Source organism: Picosynechococcus sp. PCC 11901, from assembly GCF_005577135.1.
In the GTDB taxonomy this organism is placed as follows: Bacteria; Cyanobacteriota; Cyanobacteriia; order Cyanobacteriales; family MRBY01; genus MRBY01.
Map to the genome: position 1 here is coordinate 2,662,817 of NZ_CP040360.1, position 20,791 is coordinate 2,683,607.

The 20,791-nt window shown below is 48.1% G+C and carries 21 protein-coding genes; 11 read left to right on the forward strand and 10 right to left on the reverse strand.

Features of this window, described 5'->3' with window-relative positions; translation table 11 throughout:
- The first annotated feature begins 38 nt into the window (after nucleotides 1-38).
- Nucleotides 39-1,628, forward strand: coding sequence for an ArnT family glycosyltransferase (locus tag FEK30_RS13885; protein ID WP_138073509.1), 1,590 nt, complete (start codon nucleotides 39-41; stop codon nucleotides 1,626-1,628).
- On the opposite strand, the gene FEK30_RS13890 is transcribed toward FEK30_RS13885, so the two are convergent.
- From FEK30_RS13890 to miaB, 4 genes are all read right to left on the reverse strand, one after another.
- Nucleotides 1,616-2,206 carry an HD domain-containing protein gene (locus FEK30_RS13890; protein ID WP_138073510.1) on the reverse strand — a complete coding sequence of 197 codons (591 nt, stop codon included), beginning with the start codon at nucleotides 2,204-2,206 and terminating at the stop codon, nucleotides 1,616-1,618. The genes FEK30_RS13885 and FEK30_RS13890 overlap by 13 nt on opposite strands.
- A gap of 90 nt (nucleotides 2,207-2,296) precedes the next feature.
- Nucleotides 2,297-2,554: a DUF8620 family protein gene (locus FEK30_RS13895; protein WP_012307523.1), complete on the reverse strand. Its 258-nt coding sequence runs from the start codon at nucleotides 2,552-2,554 to the stop codon at nucleotides 2,297-2,299.
- A 3-nt stretch (nucleotides 2,555-2,557) separates the two neighbouring features.
- The gene (locus FEK30_RS13900) at nucleotides 2,558-3,034 is read right to left on the reverse strand and encodes an MEKHLA domain-containing protein (protein WP_138073511.1); all 477 of its coding nucleotides are present in this window, start codon (nucleotides 3,032-3,034) and stop codon (nucleotides 2,558-2,560) included.
- An 8-nt stretch (nucleotides 3,035-3,042) separates the two neighbouring features.
- A complete protein-coding gene (miaB, locus tag FEK30_RS13905; protein WP_030006427.1) occupies nucleotides 3,043-4,398 on the reverse strand; it encodes a tRNA (N6-isopentenyl adenosine(37)-C2)-methylthiotransferase MiaB in 1,356 nt (451 codons plus the stop codon).
- Nucleotides 4,399-4,678: 280 nt separating this feature from the next.
- On the opposite strand from miaB, the gene pipX reads away from it, so the two are divergent.
- From pipX to FEK30_RS13950, 9 genes are all read left to right on the forward strand, one after another.
- Nucleotides 4,679-4,948 (forward strand): transcriptional coactivator PipX, encoded by a 270-nt coding sequence (pipX, locus tag FEK30_RS13910; protein ID WP_012307526.1) that lies wholly within the window; start codon nucleotides 4,679-4,681, stop codon nucleotides 4,946-4,948.
- A 43-nt stretch (nucleotides 4,949-4,991) separates the two neighbouring features.
- Nucleotides 4,992-5,660: a YggS family pyridoxal phosphate-dependent enzyme gene (locus FEK30_RS13915; RefSeq protein WP_138073512.1), complete on the forward strand. Its 669-nt coding sequence runs from the start codon at nucleotides 4,992-4,994 to the stop codon at nucleotides 5,658-5,660.
- Between the two features lie 418 nt (nucleotides 5,661-6,078).
- Nucleotides 6,079-6,663, forward strand: coding sequence for a cell division protein SepF (locus FEK30_RS13920; RefSeq protein ID WP_030006429.1), 585 nt, complete (start codon nucleotides 6,079-6,081; stop codon nucleotides 6,661-6,663).
- A 154-nt stretch (nucleotides 6,664-6,817) separates the two neighbouring features.
- Nucleotides 6,818-7,627, forward strand: coding sequence for a pyrroline-5-carboxylate reductase (gene proC, locus FEK30_RS13925; RefSeq protein ID WP_138073513.1), 810 nt, complete (start codon nucleotides 6,818-6,820; stop codon nucleotides 7,625-7,627).
- The gene (gene cofH / locus FEK30_RS13930) at nucleotides 7,624-8,781 is read left to right on the forward strand and encodes a 7,8-didemethyl-8-hydroxy-5-deazariboflavin synthase subunit CofH (protein WP_138073514.1); all 1,158 of its coding nucleotides are present in this window, start codon (nucleotides 7,624-7,626) and stop codon (nucleotides 8,779-8,781) included. Before proC ends, cofH begins: the two co-directional genes overlap by 4 nt.
- Before the next feature lie 91 nt (nucleotides 8,782-8,872).
- Nucleotides 8,873-9,889: a c-type cytochrome biogenesis protein CcsB gene (gene ccsB / locus FEK30_RS13935; RefSeq protein ID WP_012307531.1), complete on the forward strand. Its 1,017-nt coding sequence runs from the start codon at nucleotides 8,873-8,875 to the stop codon at nucleotides 9,887-9,889.
- 146 nt (nucleotides 9,890-10,035) lie between these two features.
- A complete protein-coding gene (locus FEK30_RS13940; RefSeq protein WP_168191152.1) occupies nucleotides 10,036-11,793 on the forward strand; it encodes a KGK domain-containing protein in 1,758 nt (585 codons plus the stop codon).
- A 53-nt stretch (nucleotides 11,794-11,846) separates the two neighbouring features.
- Entirely contained in the window at nucleotides 11,847-12,875 is a 1,029-nt protein-coding gene (gene tilS / locus FEK30_RS13945; RefSeq protein WP_138073516.1) for a tRNA lysidine(34) synthetase TilS, read from the forward strand.
- 329 nt (nucleotides 12,876-13,204) lie between these two features.
- Nucleotides 13,205-13,984: an RNA polymerase sigma factor SigF gene (locus FEK30_RS13950; RefSeq protein WP_012307534.1), complete on the forward strand. Its 780-nt coding sequence runs from the start codon at nucleotides 13,205-13,207 to the stop codon at nucleotides 13,982-13,984.
- Here FEK30_RS13950 and FEK30_RS13955 read toward each other — a convergent pair whose 3' ends face one another.
- The 6 genes from FEK30_RS13955 to FEK30_RS13980 form a co-directional block, all read right to left on the reverse strand.
- Complete coding sequence (locus FEK30_RS13955) at nucleotides 13,985-14,962, reverse strand: DnaJ C-terminal domain-containing protein (protein ID WP_138073517.1); 978 nt, start codon at nucleotides 14,960-14,962, stop codon at nucleotides 13,985-13,987.
- A gap of 121 nt (nucleotides 14,963-15,083) precedes the next feature.
- Nucleotides 15,084-17,318: a PBP1A family penicillin-binding protein gene (locus tag FEK30_RS13960; RefSeq protein WP_030006434.1), complete on the reverse strand. Its 2,235-nt coding sequence runs from the start codon at nucleotides 17,316-17,318 to the stop codon at nucleotides 15,084-15,086.
- 196 nt (nucleotides 17,319-17,514) lie between these two features.
- Nucleotides 17,515-17,718, reverse strand: a complete 204-nt coding sequence (locus tag FEK30_RS13965) for a phycobilisome linker polypeptide (RefSeq protein WP_012307538.1) — start codon at nucleotides 17,716-17,718, stop codon at nucleotides 17,515-17,517.
- Nucleotides 17,719-17,943: 225 nt separating this feature from the next.
- A complete protein-coding gene (apcB, locus tag FEK30_RS13970) occupies nucleotides 17,944-18,429 on the reverse strand; it encodes an allophycocyanin subunit beta (protein ID WP_012307539.1) in 486 nt (161 codons plus the stop codon).
- An 83-nt stretch (nucleotides 18,430-18,512) separates the two neighbouring features.
- Nucleotides 18,513-18,998 (reverse strand): allophycocyanin subunit alpha, encoded by a 486-nt coding sequence (gene apcA / locus FEK30_RS13975; protein WP_012307540.1) that lies wholly within the window; start codon nucleotides 18,996-18,998, stop codon nucleotides 18,513-18,515.
- A 465-nt stretch (nucleotides 18,999-19,463) separates the two neighbouring features.
- Nucleotides 19,464-20,324 (reverse strand): DUF72 domain-containing protein, encoded by an 861-nt coding sequence (locus tag FEK30_RS13980; protein ID WP_138073518.1) that lies wholly within the window; start codon nucleotides 20,322-20,324, stop codon nucleotides 19,464-19,466.
- Nucleotides 20,325-20,582: 258 nt separating this feature from the next.
- Between FEK30_RS13980 and FEK30_RS13985 the strand changes: the two genes are divergently transcribed.
- The gene (locus FEK30_RS13985; RefSeq protein ID WP_030006436.1) at nucleotides 20,583-20,762 is read left to right on the forward strand and encodes an NblA/ycf18 family protein; all 180 of its coding nucleotides are present in this window, start codon (nucleotides 20,583-20,585) and stop codon (nucleotides 20,760-20,762) included.
- The last annotated feature ends 29 nt before the right edge of the window (nucleotides 20,763-20,791 follow it).

Below are 20,791 nucleotides of genomic sequence, written 5' to 3' on the forward strand. Positions count from 1 at the left end.
TTTTGTTTAGCAATAAATCCTTGATCCAAGAGGTATTGATGGGCAGTTTTCAATCGCTTCTACGCAATCCCTATGTTCTTCTTTGTGTATGGACAGTGCCTATTTTAGGCATTGGTTTGTTTGCCGACCAAAGCATTATGGCTCATGATGAAGGGCTTTATGCCACTAGAGCAAAACTAATGTTTGATACTGGCGATTGGATAAATCCTTGGGCCGAACCCCACCATAAACCTCCGGGGATTTACTGGCTAATTGCCCTTAGTTATTCTCTATTTGGGGTCAATGAAATCGCCCTAAGATTGCCTAATCTTGTGCTGGCTTTAGGCTGTGTTTTGTTGGTTTATAAAATTGCAGTCTCTCTATGTGATCAAAAAATTGCTTTGCTCGCTGGGGGAATTCTAAGTCTCGAGTTTCTTTGGGTGCGATACAGTTATTTGGCTAATCCGGATCACATTACAATTTTTCTGTTTCTAGGGGCGCTTAATCTCTGCTATACAGCACAATTGACACAAAAAATAGATAAACGATTTCATCTTAAAACGATAGATATTTATTTGTTTGCTGTGGGGATCTGTTTCGCCATGATGCTTCTTTTCCGGGGTTTCCTGGGATTAATGTTAATCTTCAGTCTCGTTCCATATCTTATTCAAAAGCGTTTAGGACAAAAATTATCACTTTATGTAGGCTTGAGCATTGGGCTACTGCCTCTGTGTATTTGGTTGTTACTGAGTAGTCAACGCTTTGGATCTGGTTCAATCGAGAGTTTAGTGAATTTATTTGTTTCCCTTTCCCAGGAAGAACGGCGAGGTAATGGCTATTTTTATTATTTATGGACAACCCTCGGTCTTGGTTTTCCTTGGGTAGTTTTTGCGGGGTTAGGATATAGAGAAATTTTAAGGCTTTGTCGTTATCAACGATTTTTACTTGTCATTCCACCAACGATTATTTTTGGAGCTATTACGCTTTATTCAACACGACTGTCCCATTATTCCTTGGCCCTGTATCCTTTTATGGCAATTTTTACTGCCATGGCAATTGAGCGTGCTAGCGATATTCATGATTATCAAGGATTGCTACAGAAAACAGTCCGCTTTTTATGTCTTGGATTGGGGATTTTCGGAGGCATTATTCTTAGTTTTGGCGTAGGCATTTCTCTTCTAAAAGCTTTTGATTTATCGTTATTCAGACTGGATTTACAGCAGATTCCTAGGGCATATTTGGCGATTGCTTTTCCCCTGGGACTGGGTTGGCTCTGGGCTGGTTTGTTTGCTTGGCAACGATTTGATCAGCGCAGTGTGCTGAGTTTATTGGTTGGTCAATGGCTCGCTTTTGTCATCCTAGCTGGTTCGGGACTACTGACGGATGTTAGTCCAGCATTTAAAGCCATGGTTAAACAGCCGACAATCCAGGCGATCGCCAATACGGAAACAATTGCAGTGATTGGTGGCGGCAAAACAAAGGTGCTCATTCGATTTTATTTTCCTCATATTGACTACCAAACTGAGACCATTGATGCCCTCAAAGCAGACCAATATGTCTGGATCGAGACAGAACACCTCCCAGAAAAAGACTTAGACTATGAAGTCATCGCTAACTACAACGCTTGGCAATTCATTCAGTTACGGTGATTGACGGTAGATTGAGTTTGAATGAGCGTCTCTAAAGTCTGGAGAGTTTGTTGCAGTTCCTGGGCGAGGGGATGGGATAAATCGAAGATTTTCAAAAGTGAGTTGTAATACCAAAGGGTGCCCTCTTTTTCGCCTTTAAAACGGGGCCAGAGGGCTTCACCGATCCGTTGGTAATCCCGCAAAATAGATTGGGCATTGTAAAGTTTATCGGCCATGGCAACGAGGTGCACTGAGGCTGAAGCTGTTTGTAGATGCTGGAGGTAAGCTTCTTCGCGTTCCCGCCAAGGCTTCTTTTTTTCACCATCAAAACTATCGGAACAGCCTTCGACAATGGTTGCCACCCGCTCGCCAAATTTTTCACAGATTAAAGTTCTGGTTTCCCATCCCCCTTGGTCTTCGATGGCATCATGGAGCAGGGCGGCGATCGCCTCGTCTTCATCACCCCCGGCTTCGAGCACTAAACTGGCAACCCCCAGGAGATGGGCCACATAGGGAACGCCAGAACCTTTACGCACTTGCTGACGGTGCAATTTTTCCGCAAAAACCAGCGCTTCAGAAAATCGGTCAGAGAGTTTCATCAACTTAATGCCTAGGTTGCATTTGCACCAATCCTAGCTAATTAATCCAGTAAGACTGCGCCTCATTAATGGGATTAATGGGGAAGAGAGTTAAGACAGTTCATCGGATTTATCACCAAACCAGAGGCCCAGTTTTTTCACCACCCAACTGAGGATTGCTCCCAACATCAAAATACCAATGGCTGGCGTAAACACAGGCTCCCAGAGGGAATACCACAAATCCCAGCCCAGATTAACCCCCGATGAGCGGCCAACTAAGGCGATCGCAAACCAAAAAAAGGCGAATAACACCACAAATACATCCGCGACCAATAGACGATCCAACCACAGGATAAATTGCTCTTTCATGTCCTAATCTAAATTTGTCCATTTAGAATATACGGCAGCTTGCCCCCGGTAATTTCCCGCCGGGTCGAGTAAGTCCCAAAGCTTAACATCCTCAATCCGTACCCGCTTCCCACTCTTGGTAATGCGCACCCCCGAAAAACCTGTTTTAAACCCATAGCTACGGCTGCTGGCTAACAATTGATCGCGCTCTGCCTGCACCTGTGCCGAAGGCTCCGCCGACTGTCGAGAGGGCATCTGTAACAATTCTTCCCAAGACCGTTCCCAAAGTTCTAAACCGAGGCGAGAACCATAGTTATAAATTGGGTCGGCCTCTGTGCCATGGGAAAATACCACCAGCGGTGCATCAAATAAAATCGCCGCCTGCTTTTGGGGGGATTCACTGCGATCAATCAAATCCGCCCCAAACCAATGGTGATAACTATCCAAAATAAGCTGCACTTGGGCGATCGCCGCTGGGGTGAGCCAAGGTTGAGTGGTCATAGTATCTACTAGGCGGTTACGAGGGCTTCAACGGCTTCTCCGGTTAGGCTAAAGGCCCGTGCTTCGGTGATTTTGACCGCAACAATTTTTCCTTTGAGTTCATTAATCTCTCCCTCAAAAAAGGTGAGGCGGTTGCCCCGGGTCCGTCCCATAACCTGACTCGGATTTTTCGGATTTTGATCTTCAACAAGCACTTCTTCGATCCGTCCGGCATAGCGTTGGGAGCGTTCTGCTGCTTTTTGGGCGACCAAATGATTCAAACGTTGAAGGCGATCGCCTTTTACTTCCTCTGACAATTGGTTATCCCAAGTGGCGGCGGGGGTGCCGGGTCGGGGAGAATAGGCTGCCGTATTTAATTGATCAAAACCAATCTCATCCACCAATTTGAGGGTGTTTTCAAACTGCTCTTCCGTTTCTCCGGGGAACGCCACAATCGCATCCGCACTAATGGAAGCATCGGGCATATAACTCCGAATGGTATTGATAATGCGGCGATATTTTTCGTGGGTATAACCGCGTCGCATCGCCTTAAGCACCTCATTGTCCCCAGACTGAAAAGGAATATGAAAATGCTCACAAACTTTGGGTAACTCCTGGCAAGCCTTAATCAAACGTTCCGTAAAGTAGCGGGGGTGACTGGTGGCAAAGCGAATCCGCTCAATGCCCGGCACATCGTGGACGTAATATAAAAGATCAGTGAGGGTGTATTTATTCCGGCCCTCCGCTGTGGTACCCGGTAGATCCCGGCCATAGGCATCGATGTTTTGACCGAGGAGCGTGACTTCCTTAAACCCTTGTCGCCCTAGTTCTTCCATTTCTGCCCGGATCGCTTCTGGATAGCGCGATTGTTCCGTGCCCCGCACCCCAGGGACAACACAATAGGTACAGTGCTCATTACAGCCGTAGATCACATTGACCCAGGCCGTAACCGTGCTGTCTCGCCGGGGTTTCGTAATGTCCTCGACGATATGGATTGGCTCCGTCGCCACCACCTGACTTCCCCCTTCAACTTGCTCTAACAAATCCTGGAGACGGTTGGCGTGTTGAGGCCCCATGATCAGATCCAGTTCCGGGACACGGCGCAGGAGACTTTCTCCTTCCTGTTGGGCGACGCAACCAGCGACGATCAGGGTGAGGTCGGGTTTTTCTTGTTTCCGCTTAGCCTGACGACCGAGGTAAGAGTAAACTTTTTGTTCCGCATTATCCCGAATCGTGCAGGTGTTGTAGAGGACGAGATCTGCAGCATAGGGATCTTCGGTGAAGTGATAGCCCATCTCTTCGAGGATGCCCGCCATACGTTCAGAGTCGGCCTTGTTCATCTGACAACCGAAAGTGGTAATGTGATATTGACGAGGCTTAGTCATGGTCGTTTCAAAAATAATGGGCTAGGCAAATTAGCAGCTTTTTATTCTACCAATTTAGGTTTCGCTTGTGGGAGATGGGGATGTGAATCCGCCAAAACCTTGATGTGAGTTGTGAAAACTCTGGATCACGCTATCCCAGGGGGAGCCTTGCCTATATACTATGTCTAATATTTTTGATGTGTATTTTTGATTACAGCAAAGCTAACCTCTGATTTTTTGTGGTCGAAAACCGAGAAGGAGAGGGTGCTTTGTGGCTATTGGTGAACTCGCTAAAATTTGAATGAATACGGAATCTTATTTTAATCACCCGACATTTGGGATGCTCTTTCGGATTTGTGAACTGGAAGACAAGCAAGAGTTATTTACAACGCTCTATGCCCAGCGGCTATTTTTCATTGTGCACCAAGATACCAATGGCATGAGTTTTGAGTCGGTCACCCGGATGGATGCCCGGTTAAAAATGGAAAATCGCCTGCGTCAGGTGCGCCGATCCGGTGCCATGGCTGAGTTTCAAGTATTACAGGCGCTCTATAAACGGACGTTCCAATAAGCGAGTTAGTTGAGTCTAAAATTTACGGGTCATTTTTTTAGTAATGTCAGATGAGATCGCCGAAAATATTGCCCGACTACGGGAAGAAATCCCCCCGGAGGTGCGCCTGATCGCCGTTAGCAAAACCCACTCTGCGGCAAAAATTCGCCTGGCCTACGCGGCGGGAATTCGAGATTTTGGCGAAAATCGGTTCCAGGAAGCCCAGCAAAAACAAGCGGAATTAGAGGACTTGCCGGATATCCGGTGGCATTTTATTGGCCATCTGCAAAAAAATAAGGCAAAAAAGGCGATCGCCCTTTTCGATTGGATTCATACCGTCGATAGTCTCGCCCTCGCCCAAAAACTGGATCAGTACGCCGCCGATTTAGAAAATCCAGCCCGCTGCTGTTTACAAATCAAACCCCTGCCTGACCCTAATAAATTTGGCTGGGAAATTCCCCAACTCCTGAGCGATCTACCGCACCTCGCCACCTGTCAACACCTCAAGCTTCAGGGTTTAATGACAATTCTTCCCCTGGGGCTTTCCCGCACTGAGACCCAGATGGCCTTTGAACAAGTATTTTCCCTCAGGGAACAACTGAATCAGATGGCAAGCTTACCGGAGCAATTAACAGAATTATCCATGGGAATGTCCGGTGATTATCCCCTGGCGATCGAGGCTGGAGCAACAATGATTCGCGTTGGCCAGGGGATCTTCGGGGCACGGGAATAAGCCAATCTAACCGCTGAAAAATTTGTTGATCACCCCAGTGAATGGCCGCAGTTCCATAAAGAATTTTGAAATTGATCCTCTTGCAACAAATCTATTGATGAAAAATATCTAGAATTTGCAATGTTCGATTCACAAAATCTTATCAATGTCGATTCTCCAAAACTTCACTTTTAGGGCAAAATAAGCCATATGTCCCAAGGCGATCGCTAAGCTTAAGAATTTTAAATTGGCGAAACCCTAGATAATTCATCCCTTAGAATATGCTCAAAATTACCTAAGTCTTGGTCAAGTCTCTTCACCCTTCGAGCCTTATATCCTGGACAAACAATTTTTGGAGATGTTGCCCACCATCTACCAAGCCGACGAAGCATATCATCAATCAATATTGAAAACCCTATAACCAAGGATATTTAGCCCCATGTTCAACAGCATACGTAACTTCCTAGGCTTCAGCGAACCAGAAGAATACGAAGAATACTATGAAGGGGAAATTGATAACAACGATTATCATGCCCTCTATCCTGCTGAAATGCCCACCCCTTTGCCCGAAGAGAGTGCGCCTGCCCCCCGTCGTCTACCTGAAAACCCTACCGTTGCTTCTAACTTTGCCATGAACTCTAACACCACCCCCACTCGTAACAATGTCATCGGCCTCCCTGGCGTCAGTAACTCCCCGGCTGAAGTGGTTGTTTGTGAGCCCCATTCCTTTGAAGAAATGCCTCAAATTATCCAAGCCCTTAGGGATCGACGTTCCATTGTCCTCAATCTCAACATGATGGATCCCGACGAAGCACAGCGGGCAGTAGATTTTGTTGCGGGTGGAACCTTTGCTATTGATGGCCACCAAGAACGGATTGGCGATAGCATTTTCCTCTTCACACCGAATTGTGTACAAGTCACAAATAGCTTAAGCCGCGAAGAAACTCCTGCCACCCCGGCTCGCCCAGCGGCCCCTGCTCCCGCTTGGAGTGATGAGATGACACCGATGGCCCAGGCTCAATAAGAATTGGCTTAACAAAAACGCTGTAAGGTCTAAGGCGATCGCCAAATTTTGGGGATAGATTTTCTGTCCCCTTTTTGGTGCGCTGCATTTGCCTTCTGGGAAAAAATCAGTCAAGATGAATGCGTCATTTCAGGGATGAATGTGAAGAATTAAAATGGCGGCAAAATTCGGCATGATTGGCGGTGGTGTCATGGGAGAGGCCCTCCTGGCACGGCTCCTCAAGGAACAAATTTACTTGCCAGCAGATGTGATTGTGAGTGAACCTGTGGCGGAACGGCGGGCTTATTTACAGCAGGAATATCAGGTGGGTGTCACGGCCAGTAACCAGGAAGCGGCGATCGCCTCTGAGGTTCTGATGTTGGCAATCAAACCACAAATTTTTAATCAAGTCGCCACTGAACTCCAAGGCCAGCAGCTAGAAGCGCCTCCCCTGGTGTTGTCAATTCTTGCTGGGGTGACCCTGGCTCAGTTACAAGACGGTTTTAGGGACTATCCAGTGGTGCGGGCAATGCCGAATACACCGGCGATTATTGGCCAAGGGATGACGGCGATCGCCCCTGGGGATCGCGTTTCAGAGGCCCAGGTCGCCCTCGCAAAACAAATTTTTGGGGCTGTGGGTGAAGTGGTGGCAGTACCAGAGTCTCTGATGGATGCGGTAACTGGACTTTCTGGCTCTGGCCCGGCTTTTGTGGCCTTGATGGTAGAAGCCCTGGCCGATGGCGGCGTTGCGGCAGGTTTGCCCCGGGCCACAGCCCAACAACTCGCCCTCCAAACGGTCAAGGGAACGGCGGAATTACTCCAAACCTCCGGCTTACATCCCGCTCAACTCAAAGATCGGGTGACCAGTCCAGGGGGCACCACCATCGCTGGTGTTGCGGCCCTTGAAGCCCACGGGTTTCGCTCAGGGGTCATTGCTGCTGTTACCGCGGCGAAGGCCCGTTCTGTCGAGTTAGGCCAAGGATGAAGTTACTGCAGGTACTAGATGCGGCGATCGCCGGTGTTGATCTCACAGTTGAGGCCGGAGTATTCCTCCTTTCCCAAACGGAGCCGGAGGCCATCGAAAGTATCCGCATGGCAGCTGATACCCTCAGACAATCGCTTTGTGGGGAAACCGTTACCTATGTGGTGAACCGCAATCTAAACTTCACTAATATTTGTGAGCAGCACTGTCACTTTTGCGCCTTTCGACGGGATGCGGGAGATCCAGATTCCTTTTGGCTCGATCAAGCACAACTCCAGGAAAAAGCGGCGGCGGCCTGGGCGGAGGGGGCAACAGAACTGTGCATCCAGGGGGGGTTAAATCCCCAGGCAAAACGTAATGGGCGATCGCTCGACTACTACCTCGATTTGGTTGCTGCTTTGAAGGATGCTTTTCCGGGTTTGCATCTCCACGCCTTTTCTCCCCAGGAAATTGAATTTATTGCCCGCGAGGATCAGCTGTCCTTCCAGGATGTAATCATTGCCCTCAAGGACGCTGGCGTTGGTTCCCTACCGGGTACGGCGGCAGAAGTCCTCGACGATCAGATTCGTCGTCAAATTTGCCCCGAAAAGTTGACGGCGGCAACGTGGCTAGAAATTGTCAGTACAGCCCATCACCTGGGATTACCGACCACCAGCACAATGCTCTGTGGCCACATCGAAACACCATTGCACCAGGTACAACATTTAGCCCAGATCCGGCAGCTGCAACAACAGGCGATCGCCGAGGGGAAACCCGCTAAAATTACCGAATTTATTCTGTTGCCCTTCGTCGGTCAAGCCGCGCCCCAGGTACTCCGCAAAAAAGTGGGCCGGGATCAACCGGATCTACAAAAAACCCTGTTATTAACGGCAGTGGCGCGTCTCTTTCTTGGCAAATGGATCATCAATCACCAGCCGAGTTGGGTCAAACTGGGCTTAGGGGGGGCCACCACTGCCCTCCGTTGGGGTTGCAATGATTTGGGCGGCACCCTCATGGAAGAACACATTACAACCATGGCGGGGGCCCAAGGGGGAACCTGTTTAACGGTCTCTCAGCTACGAACGGCGATCGCCTCAGTGGATCGCCTTCCCGCAGAACGTACCACCCTCTATCAGGATCGACATAGCCGTCGGGGGAGCTCAGCCGATATGATCTAATGGGAAAGTAAGTAACGATAAAAATTTTTTAATTACAGTCCGCTAAAAGTCCAAGCTTTTTTGATCGATATTTTTTTAGGAGAATCGCACAATGGATTTGGTCGCACTCCAAAGCCTTTTAGATAACACTTCTTTTCTGGTTCTTTTCTTGACGATGCTCCTCTACTGGGGCGGGGCTGCGTTTCCGAACATTCCGGGCTTAACCGGTTTAGGCACCCTCGGCGTGGCGATCGCCAATCTCTGCATGGCCACCCTCCTGGGAGCCCGTTGGTTAGAAGCCGGCTATTTCCCCCTTAGTAATCTTTATGAATCGCTCTTTTTCCTCGCCTGGGGGGTAACCACCATGCACCTCGTCGCCGAATGGATGAGTCGCAGTCGTTGGGTCGGTGTAATTACTGCTCCGGTTGCCATGGGGATCACGGCCTTTGCTGCCCTATCGCTTCCGGCGGAAATGCAAAATTCTGCCCCTCTCGTCCCGGCCCTCAAATCTAACTGGCTGATGATGCACGTCAGTGTGATGATGATTAGCTATGCCGCACTCTTGGTTGGATCTTTACTGGCGATCGCCTTTTTAATTGTCACCAAAGGCCAGAAAATTGAATTGCGGGGCAGTTCCGTTGGTAATGGCAGCTATCGACTCCGCCAGCCCCAAAACACCACCGACGAAACCCCAGTGACCGTAGTCGCTTTTCAGAAAACCGAACCCCAAAGTAACGGTAATACCGCCGTCCTAGCATCCCCTGACCTCCAGCAGCTCACTACGACCCCAGCTCTCAGCCCTCAGATGTTGAGCCTTGCCGATACCCTCGATAACATCAGCTACCGCATCATTGGCCTAGGATTTCCGCTTTTGACCATTGGGATTATTGCCGGTGCCGTTTGGGCCAACGAAGCCTGGGGTTCCTATTGGAGTTGGGATCCCAAAGAAACCTGGGCCCTTATCACTTGGTTAGTTTTCGCCGCTTATTTACACGCCCGTATCACCCGGGGTTGGCAAGGTCGACAACCCGCCTTTCTCGCAGCGGCAGGTTTTTTCGTCGTTTGGGTATGTTATCTAGGGGTCAATATTCTTGGTAAAGGATTGCATTCCTACGGTTGGTTTTTCTAAAAATCCGTAAATTTTAAAGAGAAAAAGACATTTCCGTAGGAAAAGCCCGATTAAAATAAGACACAAAGGCGGGAATTGTGATCAATCCGCCCGAACCCTCTTTTAGCTTGATGACCTAACTATTTTGACACTGTGGGGAAATAACCGTGAGCAAAAACTTTCAACCACTGAGCAGCGGTGAAGTGCTGTCGATTAATAGCGAATCCCGTTTTGTAATCGGCCATAGCACTTTTCGCGTTGACGAGTTCGCCGCCGCTTTAAAGCAACTCTTGCTAGAACAAGGGTTGGGGGGACTCACCGAAGAAACCGTTGATTGGTTAACGGATAACGGCATTGAATGTGATGTGCTGCGGTTTGGTGCCTCTGGTTGGGTCAAAGGAAAAGTCAGGCTACACCTTGAATTTGCCGAAGAAGACGGTGGGGAGGCAAGCGCAGACCCAAAGCCTAAGGCAGCTGCTGATCTCCTTCCTTCGGTAGCTGCCAGTGATTTCCCTAGTGCGACTGCCTCTACGACTTCTGAATCAGAATCAGACTTTGATGATTTGGAACTAGAGTTTAACGAAGCAGAATTTGCTGACCTTGGTTTGGATTTTGATGATTCTGAATCTGATACCCCAGAGACAGATCTACCAGACCTTGACCTGCCGGACATGGAGGTCGAGCCCCAAGATATTAGTGCAGATTTAGAAGATTTAAATCTAGCAACTGCCGATGGTGCTGATTTCTCTGATCAGGATGACCTCGATGATTTTGAGGCCCTTTTTGAAGAATCTAGCGACACAGCCGAAGCAGACTTGGCAGAACCAATCGACGACCTTGATGATCTGTTCGGGGAAGAAGACTTTGATTTTGATGCTGCTGTTGCCGAAGCAGAACCTGAGATTCATGGGCCTGACACGGCATCAGAGGAAACTGCGGGAGTCACTGATACCTTCTCAGAAGACCTAGACCCAGGGGAATTAGAAGAGACGCCAGACTTTGCCGAGGCAATGACTCCCGAGGCAGATTTTACCGGGATCGCCCCAGAAGCTGATCACGGTGAGGAGAATATCTCGACTAGCACCTCAGAACCCGTTGAAAAGTCCACCGTTAATGGTAAAGAAACCATTGTTTTTCAAGAGACCCTGGTGCAGCCGGATGAAGAGTTTTTAGAAAATATTTTTGATCAAGAAACTTCTGAATCCCCAGAGCAACAAACTTCAGAGGCAGAAGCTGAGCTTCAAGAAACCGATGATTTAGAGGCATTATTTGCGGAAGATACACCAGCTAATGCGCTAAATGAAGCAATTTCTGACGAAGATCTCAATGATTTGTTTGGTGATACAGAAGAGGGCGATTTTGATCTTGATTTAGATTTAGATGAATTTGCCGACGACGATGAGCCAACTGCAATCACCGTCGATAGCATTGAAGAACAGGAAATGGCCCTTACAGACCTGTTTGATGAACCGGAGCAAATTCCAGAGGAAGACGATTTATTCCAATCCCTATTGGAAGAGAGCCCAACCCCTGAGACTGGTGATTTAGAAACTTTAGATCTACCAGAAGATCTACCGGAGATGGAGACAGAAAGTACTCCTGAAGCCCTAGAAACAGATTCTCTTGAGGCCCCTAATCCCTTTGGAGAGGTGACAGAAGATCAAGCACCAACCCAGGCGGATGTTTCAGAGGCAGATGATCCGTTTGCGGTGTTTACAGGTCAGGATGCCGAAAGTCTAGATGATCTGTCAGGGGATTTGGAGTTGTCTTTAGATGAGGCAGAAGAGCCATTATCCGAGGATAGTGATCTCGATTTAGACGATCTTTTTGATGACTCAGAAGTTTCAAGTCCCCAAAATCCCCAAGCATCGGAGGATGATCTGGGCCAGTTTATTAATGTTGCGATGTTTCGTAAAAAGCCATAAGCCTGGATACGAAGGTAATGATCCTATGGGCGTATTAGTAGATCGATGATTCCATGAACTGGAGTCCTTTACACGCGCGGCTACACCAACATTTGAAGGAGTCAAATTTATTGCCTGCAGGGGCCAAGCTCATCATGGCTGTCTCCGGCGGGCAAGATTCTGTGTGTTTAAGTCGGTTAATGCTGGACTTACAACGCCATTGGCAATGGTCCTTGGCGATCGCCCATTGTCACCATGGCTGGCCCGGTGATGAAGAGATTGCCGCCCACGTACAAACTCTGGGGGCACAATGGCAGTTACCTTTCTACCTCTGCCGCGCGGCGTCTTCTCTCCCAGAAACAGAAAATGCGGCACGCCGCTGGCGCTATGAAACCCTAACTCACTTAGCAGAACAACTCGATCAGGCCTATGTGGTGACGGGTCATACCCAAAGTGACCGTGCAGAAACCCTAATATATAACTTGGTGCGGGGGGCGGGGACGGCTGGTCTAGGCAGTCTCACCGAACGGCGATCGCTCTCCGATAAGGTCAAGCTGGTGCGTCCTTTGTTGACAATTACGCGACAGGAAACGGGGGAATTTTGCCGACAATTTAATCTGCCTGTGTGTCTTGATCCTTTCAATCAACAAATGCGCTTTAAACGCAACCAAATACGCCAGCAAATCTTGCCCCATTTACGGACATTAAACACCCAAGCCGATAAACACCTTGCCCAAACAGCGCTCATTTTGCAGGATGAAAATGACTACCTTGAGGCGATCGCCCAACAATATCTCCAGCAAGCCCTAACTCCCCAGCAACATCTCCATCGCCTTGTCCTACAGCCCTTACACATTGCCCTCCAACGTCGCATTATCCGGCAATACCTCCAGCGGATTTTGCCCAAAATGCCTACCTTCGCCCAAATTAGCGCTACAGTCGAGTTGATCCATGGCTGCAATGGCGATCGCCTCAGCACTTTACCCGGTAAAATTCAACTGCAAGTCATGGGAGAATGGCTTGTGCCGGAAGCACTAAAATCAAATTTACCCAAATCAACTAATAATCAAGATCATTATCCGCCGCAGGCCAAAGACTATTAATTCCGTAGATTTAGGGAGTCTTTGGAAAGAATTTAAAAGGTCATCTTCCCTGGTTTTTCAGTAGTTTCACGGAGTTTTGTTGAAGATTCCGTAAAAAGTAGTGAATTTTGATAAAAATCAATACTATTTCGGATCTACCTATGCCAATATTATGATCACGAATAGTACAACTGATGGATGTTAGGGGTATCTAAATTTATCCTTCCCAAAATCCTCCCTTAGTCTCGCATTAATTTTGAAGTTTTTCATCAGAAAAATAGCGTATCTTTTTTAGCTTGCTCCAATCCATTTCTCAGTAATCGCTTGACCATTAATCTGGCCGAAAAATAATGGAACCTACGACGACAAAAGTTAGTGACAATATTAAGTCAAAAACCCTGGAACTGTTACAGGAATATCGGCAGTCCCAAGATGTCAAAATTCGTAATCAGATTGTAAGTTTAAATATTGGCTTGGTTCGCAAAGAAGCCCACCATTGGTCGAGACAATGTAGCGAAAATTTTGATGATCTCATGCAGGTGGGGAGCTTGGGTTTACTCCGGGCCATTGAGCGATTTACCCTAGAGCGGGGCAACGCTTTCAGTTCCTTTGCGAATCCCTATATCCGCGGTGAAATTCAACATTACCTGCGAGATAAAAGCTCTACTGTCCGTATTCCCCGCCGAATGTTGCAATTGCGGCAACAGTCTAATCGCTTTATCCACACTTTTCGCCAAGAACATAATCGACAACCCTCTGCCATCGAAATCGCTGAACACCTCAACATTTCTGTAACTGAATGGCAATCCATTAATCTGGCTTATCAAAACCGTGATCCTGTCAGTCTTGATGTTTCTGTAAAAGCTGACCAAGGGGAAAATACTTCTTTAGGAGATCTGGTTCCGGATCCGGGTTACAAAAGCTTTCAACTGGCCATTGAAGATCAAATTCGCATTCAACAGGGCCTTGCTCAACTCGAAGAACATACCCGCAAGGTATTGGAATTTGTTTTTCTCCATGACCTTACCCAAAAAGAGGCCGCTGACCTACTAGGAGTGAGTGTTATTACCGTGTCACGGCGGATTAAAAAAGGGATTAATTCCCTTAAGAAAATCCTCGGTGGTGATTAGTTAGAGGCTTACATTTTGGAGGCGATCGCGGGGTTTAAAAGAATTAAGCCCCCGGAGCTTCTCATAACACTCTTTTTCCGCCTCGGTGGGTGCAGCAGGGACAGCAATCTCAATTTTGACAAGCTGATCCGTGCGGTTTCCCTTTGGTTTGGGCCAGCCCTTGCCTCGGAGTCGCAGTGATTGTCCTGATTTAATCCCTGGGGGAATTTTCATCGTCACCATACCATCCGGCGTTGGGACTGCAACAGATGCCCCTAGCACAGCCTCATCGGGGGTAATGGGTAAAGTACAGATTAAGTTATCCCCTTCAAAGTGGAAAAAGTGATGGGCCTGGAGCTGAACAATTAAATACAGATCACCCCTCTGGCCGCCCATGGCACTGGGAGAACCTTTGCCCTTGACACGGATTTTATTACCGTTGGTTACTCCTGCTGGGATTTTGACTGTAATTGTCTCTGTGCCTAGGCTCAACCGTTTTTCAACACCGCGAAAGGCTTCGGACAATGTCAGTTGAATATTTGCTTCTCGATCGGCGCCTTGGGTTGTACCACTCGCTGCTGTATTGAAACCAAAATCACTGTAGGGATTCCCGGAATTTCTTGGCCCAGCGCCCGCTGCGGCTCGTCCGAGTAAATCGTTAATAAATTCATCAAAGCTGCCAAAATTACCAAAGTCGAAGTTACTAAAGTTCTCAAAATCGACGTTTACGCCAGCACCATAGGGACTACCGCCCCCGCGAGCAGCCTGTTGCCAGTATTGGCCAAACTGATCATATTTTTGTCGTTTTTCTGGATCAGAAAGAACTTCGTATGCTTCACTAATTTCCTTAAACTTCGCTTCAGCGGCATCATTACCTGGATTGCGATCAGGATGGTATTGGAGAGCGAGCTTGCGAAACTTTTTCTTAATTTCATCGGCAGAGGCACTTTTACTGACCCCAAGGATGGAATAGTAATCTTTAAAATCCGTTGCTGCCATCGAAATTAAGCCTCCTTGCGGGGGTCATGATTCACTACACCATAGAATAGCAAATTGCTCTGCCAAGAATGGTTTGGTTTTCCCGATGGTGCGTTGTTAGATTTCCGTATTGGAAGCGGTTTTAAAAGGCCTCACGCATATAAGCGCCCCACAGTTTAGCCGCGTATGAGCTCCCGCCCCGGGTTGGACTATTATCGTCGTTTCCCAACCAAATGGCCGTTACTAAATCTTGGGAGGGGACATAGCCAACAAACCACAGGTCAACATTACTGTTCGTTGTCCCTGTTTTGCCGGCTTCATCAAGGCCCAGACGGGCGGCGGTGCCTGTGCCCCCTTGAATCACTCCCTGAAGCATACTGGTCATGGTGCGGGCGGTATCGCGGGAAATGACTTGTTCTCGGTGGAGATCGGCGCGGTTACTAAAATCGTAGAGTAAATGACAGCTATCAATGGTTTCACCAGTACAGTCGCTGCTGTCAAAAATCCGACGGATGGCGTGGGGTTTATTCCAGGTACCGTCGTTGGCAAAGGTCGCATAGGCCCCTGCCATTTCTAAAACAGAGACTTCACTTTCTCCCAAAATCAAACCAGGGGAGGGTCTCAGTTGTGAGTCTACGCCTAACTGTTGGGCAAAGTTAATGACGCCATCTAACCCCACTGTCTGGGCAATGCGCAGGGCGATCGCATTTTCCGATTGGGCCATGCCGCGAAACATATCGGTACTGGCGGTGCTGGTGCGCTCACAACCACGGTATTGTTGTCCTTGCCAATTGAGAGGCGCACAGGAAAAGGCAGTGTAGGGGGAAATGCCCTGTTCAAGGGCGGCACCATAGCCAAACACTTTAAAAGTTGAACCTGGTTGTCGTTTCGCCTGGACGGCGCGATTAAATTGGCTTTCGGCATAATCTTTGCCGCCAACCATGGCGAGAATTTCACCCGTGTCGCTATCGAGGGTGGCGATCGCCCCTTGGGAAAATCCGACCTGGGTGCCATCCTGCTCAATGGAGGCCTTGAGAGCCGAGGCAGCTTTCTGTTGCATCGTGATATCCAGCCCCGTTTCGATGTAGAGATTCCCCATTTTCAGGGCATCTTCCCCCAGTAATTCCGTCAACTCCTGCTGTACATAGCCATAAAAGTAAGGAGCAGCATTGTTCGATAGCGAACGGCGGGCTTCTTCACTTAAACGCTCTTCGATGGGGGTTAACTTTGCCTGACGTTGTTCTTGATCGGTGATCATCCCCAACTTGTGCATCCGGTCAATCACAAGATTGCGCTGTTCGCGGGATTTATCCGGATCAACAATGGGATTAAAGGCATTTGGGGCGGGCAACATGGCGATCAAAGTCGCAGATTCCAGCAAATCGAGGTCTCGGGCCGACTTATCAAAATAAAACTGAGCCGCATCCTCAAAACCCGATTGGCCCACCCCCAGGTAAACCTTGTTTAAATACAGCAGCAAAATTTCATCTTTACTGAAGAAAGTTTCCATCTTCAAGGCGACAATTATTTCCCGTAACTTACGGCTGGCACTTTTTTCTCGCCCCACCTCTGGAAATAGACTCCGGGCCACCTGTTGCGTAATTGTACTTGCCCCTTGGGTCGCGCTTCCCCGTAAAAGGGCCACCCTGATCGCCCGCGCAATCCCAATGGGATCAATGCCTGGGTGCCAATAAAAACGGGCATCCTCAGAAGCCATTACCCCGTTTTTTAGGTAAGGTGAAAAATCCTTGAGCCGCTGCAGTTCCCGATGGCTATCGGTGGTGACAGGATTAATCGCGGTCTCTCCGTCCCGGGAAAAAATCACGACGGGGCCTGTAACGCCGGAGGGGAGAGGATTTAAAGGATATTTTGTCCATTGCCATAGCAAGAATAGGGTCAAGAAACCGACGAAGCCACCACCGCTTAACAGACTATACCGAATAATTTTGACCCAGACCGGCATTTCATAACGGTAGGTCAAACAAGCGGCCTGGGCTAATTCGGGGGGCGCAAGATGAATCACGTCGCCATGGCGGAGGGGAAAATGTTTAACTTTACGCCGATTGACATAAATACCATTAGAAGAGCGTTCGTCATGGATGAGGTAATGGCGCGGATTTTCGGGATCTTTACTAAGTGAAAAATGTTGGGCACTCACCGTTTCGTTGCGGATGGTGATGTCTTGGCTCGAACTCCGGCCCCCTGTGTGGCGATCGCCAATCAACGGAAAAGGTTGTGTCTGGCCTTCAATGTGTAGCTCAGGTACGCGAGCACCAGGCTTGAGGGTATGCTGCCCAAAGTGAACCATCGTGTTGAAGGCTTGGGTGACCATCTGTCCCAATTGTGTTTTTGGAGGTTGGGGATTTTGTTGGGTCATCGCGAGTACCACCACAAAGAGACACTGAAAATACAAGATCTAGGGTAGTCAATTTTGACGTGAAATTTAGACTTCGTTACCCATTCGTGAACCAAATTTTTGCCAATGACCCCAGATTTTGCCAAAAAAATAAGAGGCCGTTAATCGACCTCCCCAAGTCAAACCCAAAAACAGATGGACACTTGACGATTTGTATTTAGGTCAAACCAGTATTGGTGCCGGGCTTACCAGTTGCCAGTTGCACCTTAACAATCTTGCCGCCCATCTTCATGATGCGTTGTTGCTCACGGAACCAATTGTCGTAGGGAACTAGCTTGGTGAAGTATGTATTTTGTAATTCACGCTGTGTCCGAATTCGGCTTTGGCTTGGTACACAGGCCGTAATTTTAAACATCCGCATAGCTTAATGATCTCCTTAAAAGTTTTTGAACCCAGTCGTTTATCTGAAAGAGTTTTATTATCAAGGCTGATATAGCAAAGTTCGGAAGTCGCAACCCAGATCCTAGATCCCCAAAACTTGTACCCAGATAAACCTAGTAAAAGCTTATAAAGAGCTAGACAGTGAGCGCATACCTCCGAACTCAATTGGGTTACTACACCATTTGCATCCGACAGATGCGAAGCATTAGCTTAAGCCAGAGCAGATGTAGTCGAAGTAAACACCCATTTCACGGCCAGCGTCAGCACCGACAAGACCAGCAGTGACTTCTTTCATTGCTTGGATTGCTTGAACAGTAGAACCAACGGGTACACCGAGGGAGTTGTAGGTTTCTTTCAAACCGTTGAGCACACGCTCATCGAGGATGGAAGGATCGCCAGCAAGCATTGCATAGGTTGCATAGCGGAGGTAGTAGTCGAGGTCACGAATACAAGCAGCGTAACGACGAGTGGTGTACATGTTGCCACCAGGACGAGTTACATCGGAGTAAAGGAGAGACTTAGCAACAGCTTCCTTTACAATTGCTGCAGCGTTAGCACTGATGGTGCTAGCAGCACGGACACGGAGAGCACCAGTTGTGAAATAAGCCTTGAGCTTATCCATTGCACTGCCATCAAGGTACTTACCTTGGACGTCAGCAGAGTTGATTACAGAAGTAATTGCGTCTTGCATTGTTATAATTCCTTATCTTAGTAGGTCTTAACGAAGTTCCAGAGGGTAAAAACCACTATGGAGAAAGTAATCAAATTTTATGATTACTCCATTGCTCCGATGACATAGTCAAAGTAAGCACCAGCTTCAGCTGCATCGTCGCCAGACATCATGCCAGTCGCAACAGCTTTCATTTCACGAACGGCCTGAGCAACCGCATCAACGGGAGTGCCCAAGGACTTGTACATTTCGCGAACACCAACAAGACCGATTTCTTCGATGGGAGTTACATCACCAGCAACGACACCGTAGGTGATTAGACGGAGATAGTAGTCCATGTCACGGAGGCAAGTTGCAGTCATTTCTTCGCCGTAAGCGTTACCGCCGGGAGAAACAACGTCGGGGCGCTTCTGGAAGAGGGCATCACCAGCAGATTTGATGATGCGCTCACGGGAGCCAGTCAGGGTTTCAGCGATCCGAAGACGGCTTTCACCAGAAGTAACAAAAGCTTTGATGCGATCGAGTTCACCGGGGCTGAGGTAACGAGCTTCAGCGTCGGCATTCACGATGGATTTCGTGACAATACTCATCTATGGATTCCTCCTCTAGATATGAGACTAAATAAAGTAAATAATTACCAGATTTTAGGTTTAAACTGGTTTTTTATCAAATGAATGGTGGCTTTCTTTAATTTGCTTTATATTGCTCAAATTAAAACCAACATTGTGGGTGTGTGAAGCCCCTAAGCGTCCGGATTACTACCTAAATGTTTCATCAGAGAAATAAGCCGACACTGTCCTAGGTTTTCCTACAGCCATCCGCAAATATTTTGCGTTACTGTGTCACCTCTCCTTGTTGTTTCGTAACAGTTTTTAACATCTACAGGGGCTAAGGGGGATCTTGGGTTGAGTGCTGTCCTGAGGGACTAGAGCTGGTATTTTTCTCAGGTGCTGGCAGGTTTACTGAAAAATAGACCTCGAATTTTGTCATGGAATAGACTTTGACACGCATAGAAATGCCAGGATTGGGGGGTCGATGCCGAAAGCCAATGGTTTTTAGAAAAGACTGAGTTGTTCTGGTTCGGGGGTGAGCTCCTGCCAGGGAAGGGGCGGCACTGGAATCTGGGCCTGTTGTAGTTGTTCTTGGAAATAGCGGGCATGGCCGGGGGAGTGATCTTCGATGGGACAGTGCATGAAGAAATAGATGGAGTGGCCAGCGGCATACCATTGCTGAATCTGCTGGCACCATTGCTCAAAGTAGGGCTGATTTAAGGAACGTTTGGGATGGCTGATAAAACGGACAATGGCTTTCTGGTTCGTTACTGTTGGGATCAGCGGCACTTCTGGTTTGGGGCGTTGGGAATGGGCCTGGGGGTTATCGGGGCAATTGTAAATGGGGCGGGTATCTAATAGAACTTTACTCACACTGTGGTGAGCGAGCAGGGTGTCAAGGCGCAGGCGATGGGACGTCTGAAACCAGTCGAGGTGGCGTACTTCTACGCCTAGGGTGACGGGAGAATCTGCTAGAGCGAGTAGAAATGCCTGTAGATCGTCGTAGTAATTCGGGGAATAGTAAGGGGGAAGCTGGGCAAAGATACAGCCTAGGCGATCGCCTAAAGGTGCAACCCGGTCGATAAACGCCTTTGCCTGGTCTAATTGAGCCATTAACGGGCCTTGGTGGGTCACGGTCTGGGGAAATTTCAAGCAAAAGCGGAATTCAGGGGGTGTTTGTTCCCGCCAGCGTGTCACAGTTTCGGCGGATGGCACCGCATAAAACGTCGTATTTCCTTCTACGGCATGGAGGCGATCGCCATAGAGCCTCAAAAAATCCTTCGCAGCACTGCCCCTTGGGTAAAAATCCCCTAACCAACCCCGGTAGGCCCAGACTGCACACCCCAAACGAAATTCCTGTACCACGAAGACATTTCTCCCTACTGCTAGTTTGGCTGTCCCTGATTTTTACTGATTTTATCTAGAAATCCAGACAAACAAGTATTTTTACTCATTGCTTTGTTCACTTTGAGCAACTTCTTGGGGGAAGAATCGCTAAAAACGAATTGACGCAATCACACAGTTGTCAATAATTGTTTACAATATGTAATAGTTGGCCGGGTATTTCTGCATCAGTAGAAATTCAGCCCAGTATTAATTGTCAAAACTGTTCAGGAGATAACTATGTTTCCAACAAATAACGAGCTCTCATTAGAACAACAATTCAGTCTCCGTTCCTTCGAAAGCCAAGTGCAACAGATGAACCGTGAGCAAGCCCTAGAGCACCTCGTAAAACTTTATGAGCAAATGCTCTCACGGGAGAATATGTACAAAGAAGTGATCAAACACCAATGGGGACTCTAGGGAATAGTCCAAATGCTGGAAACAGCACT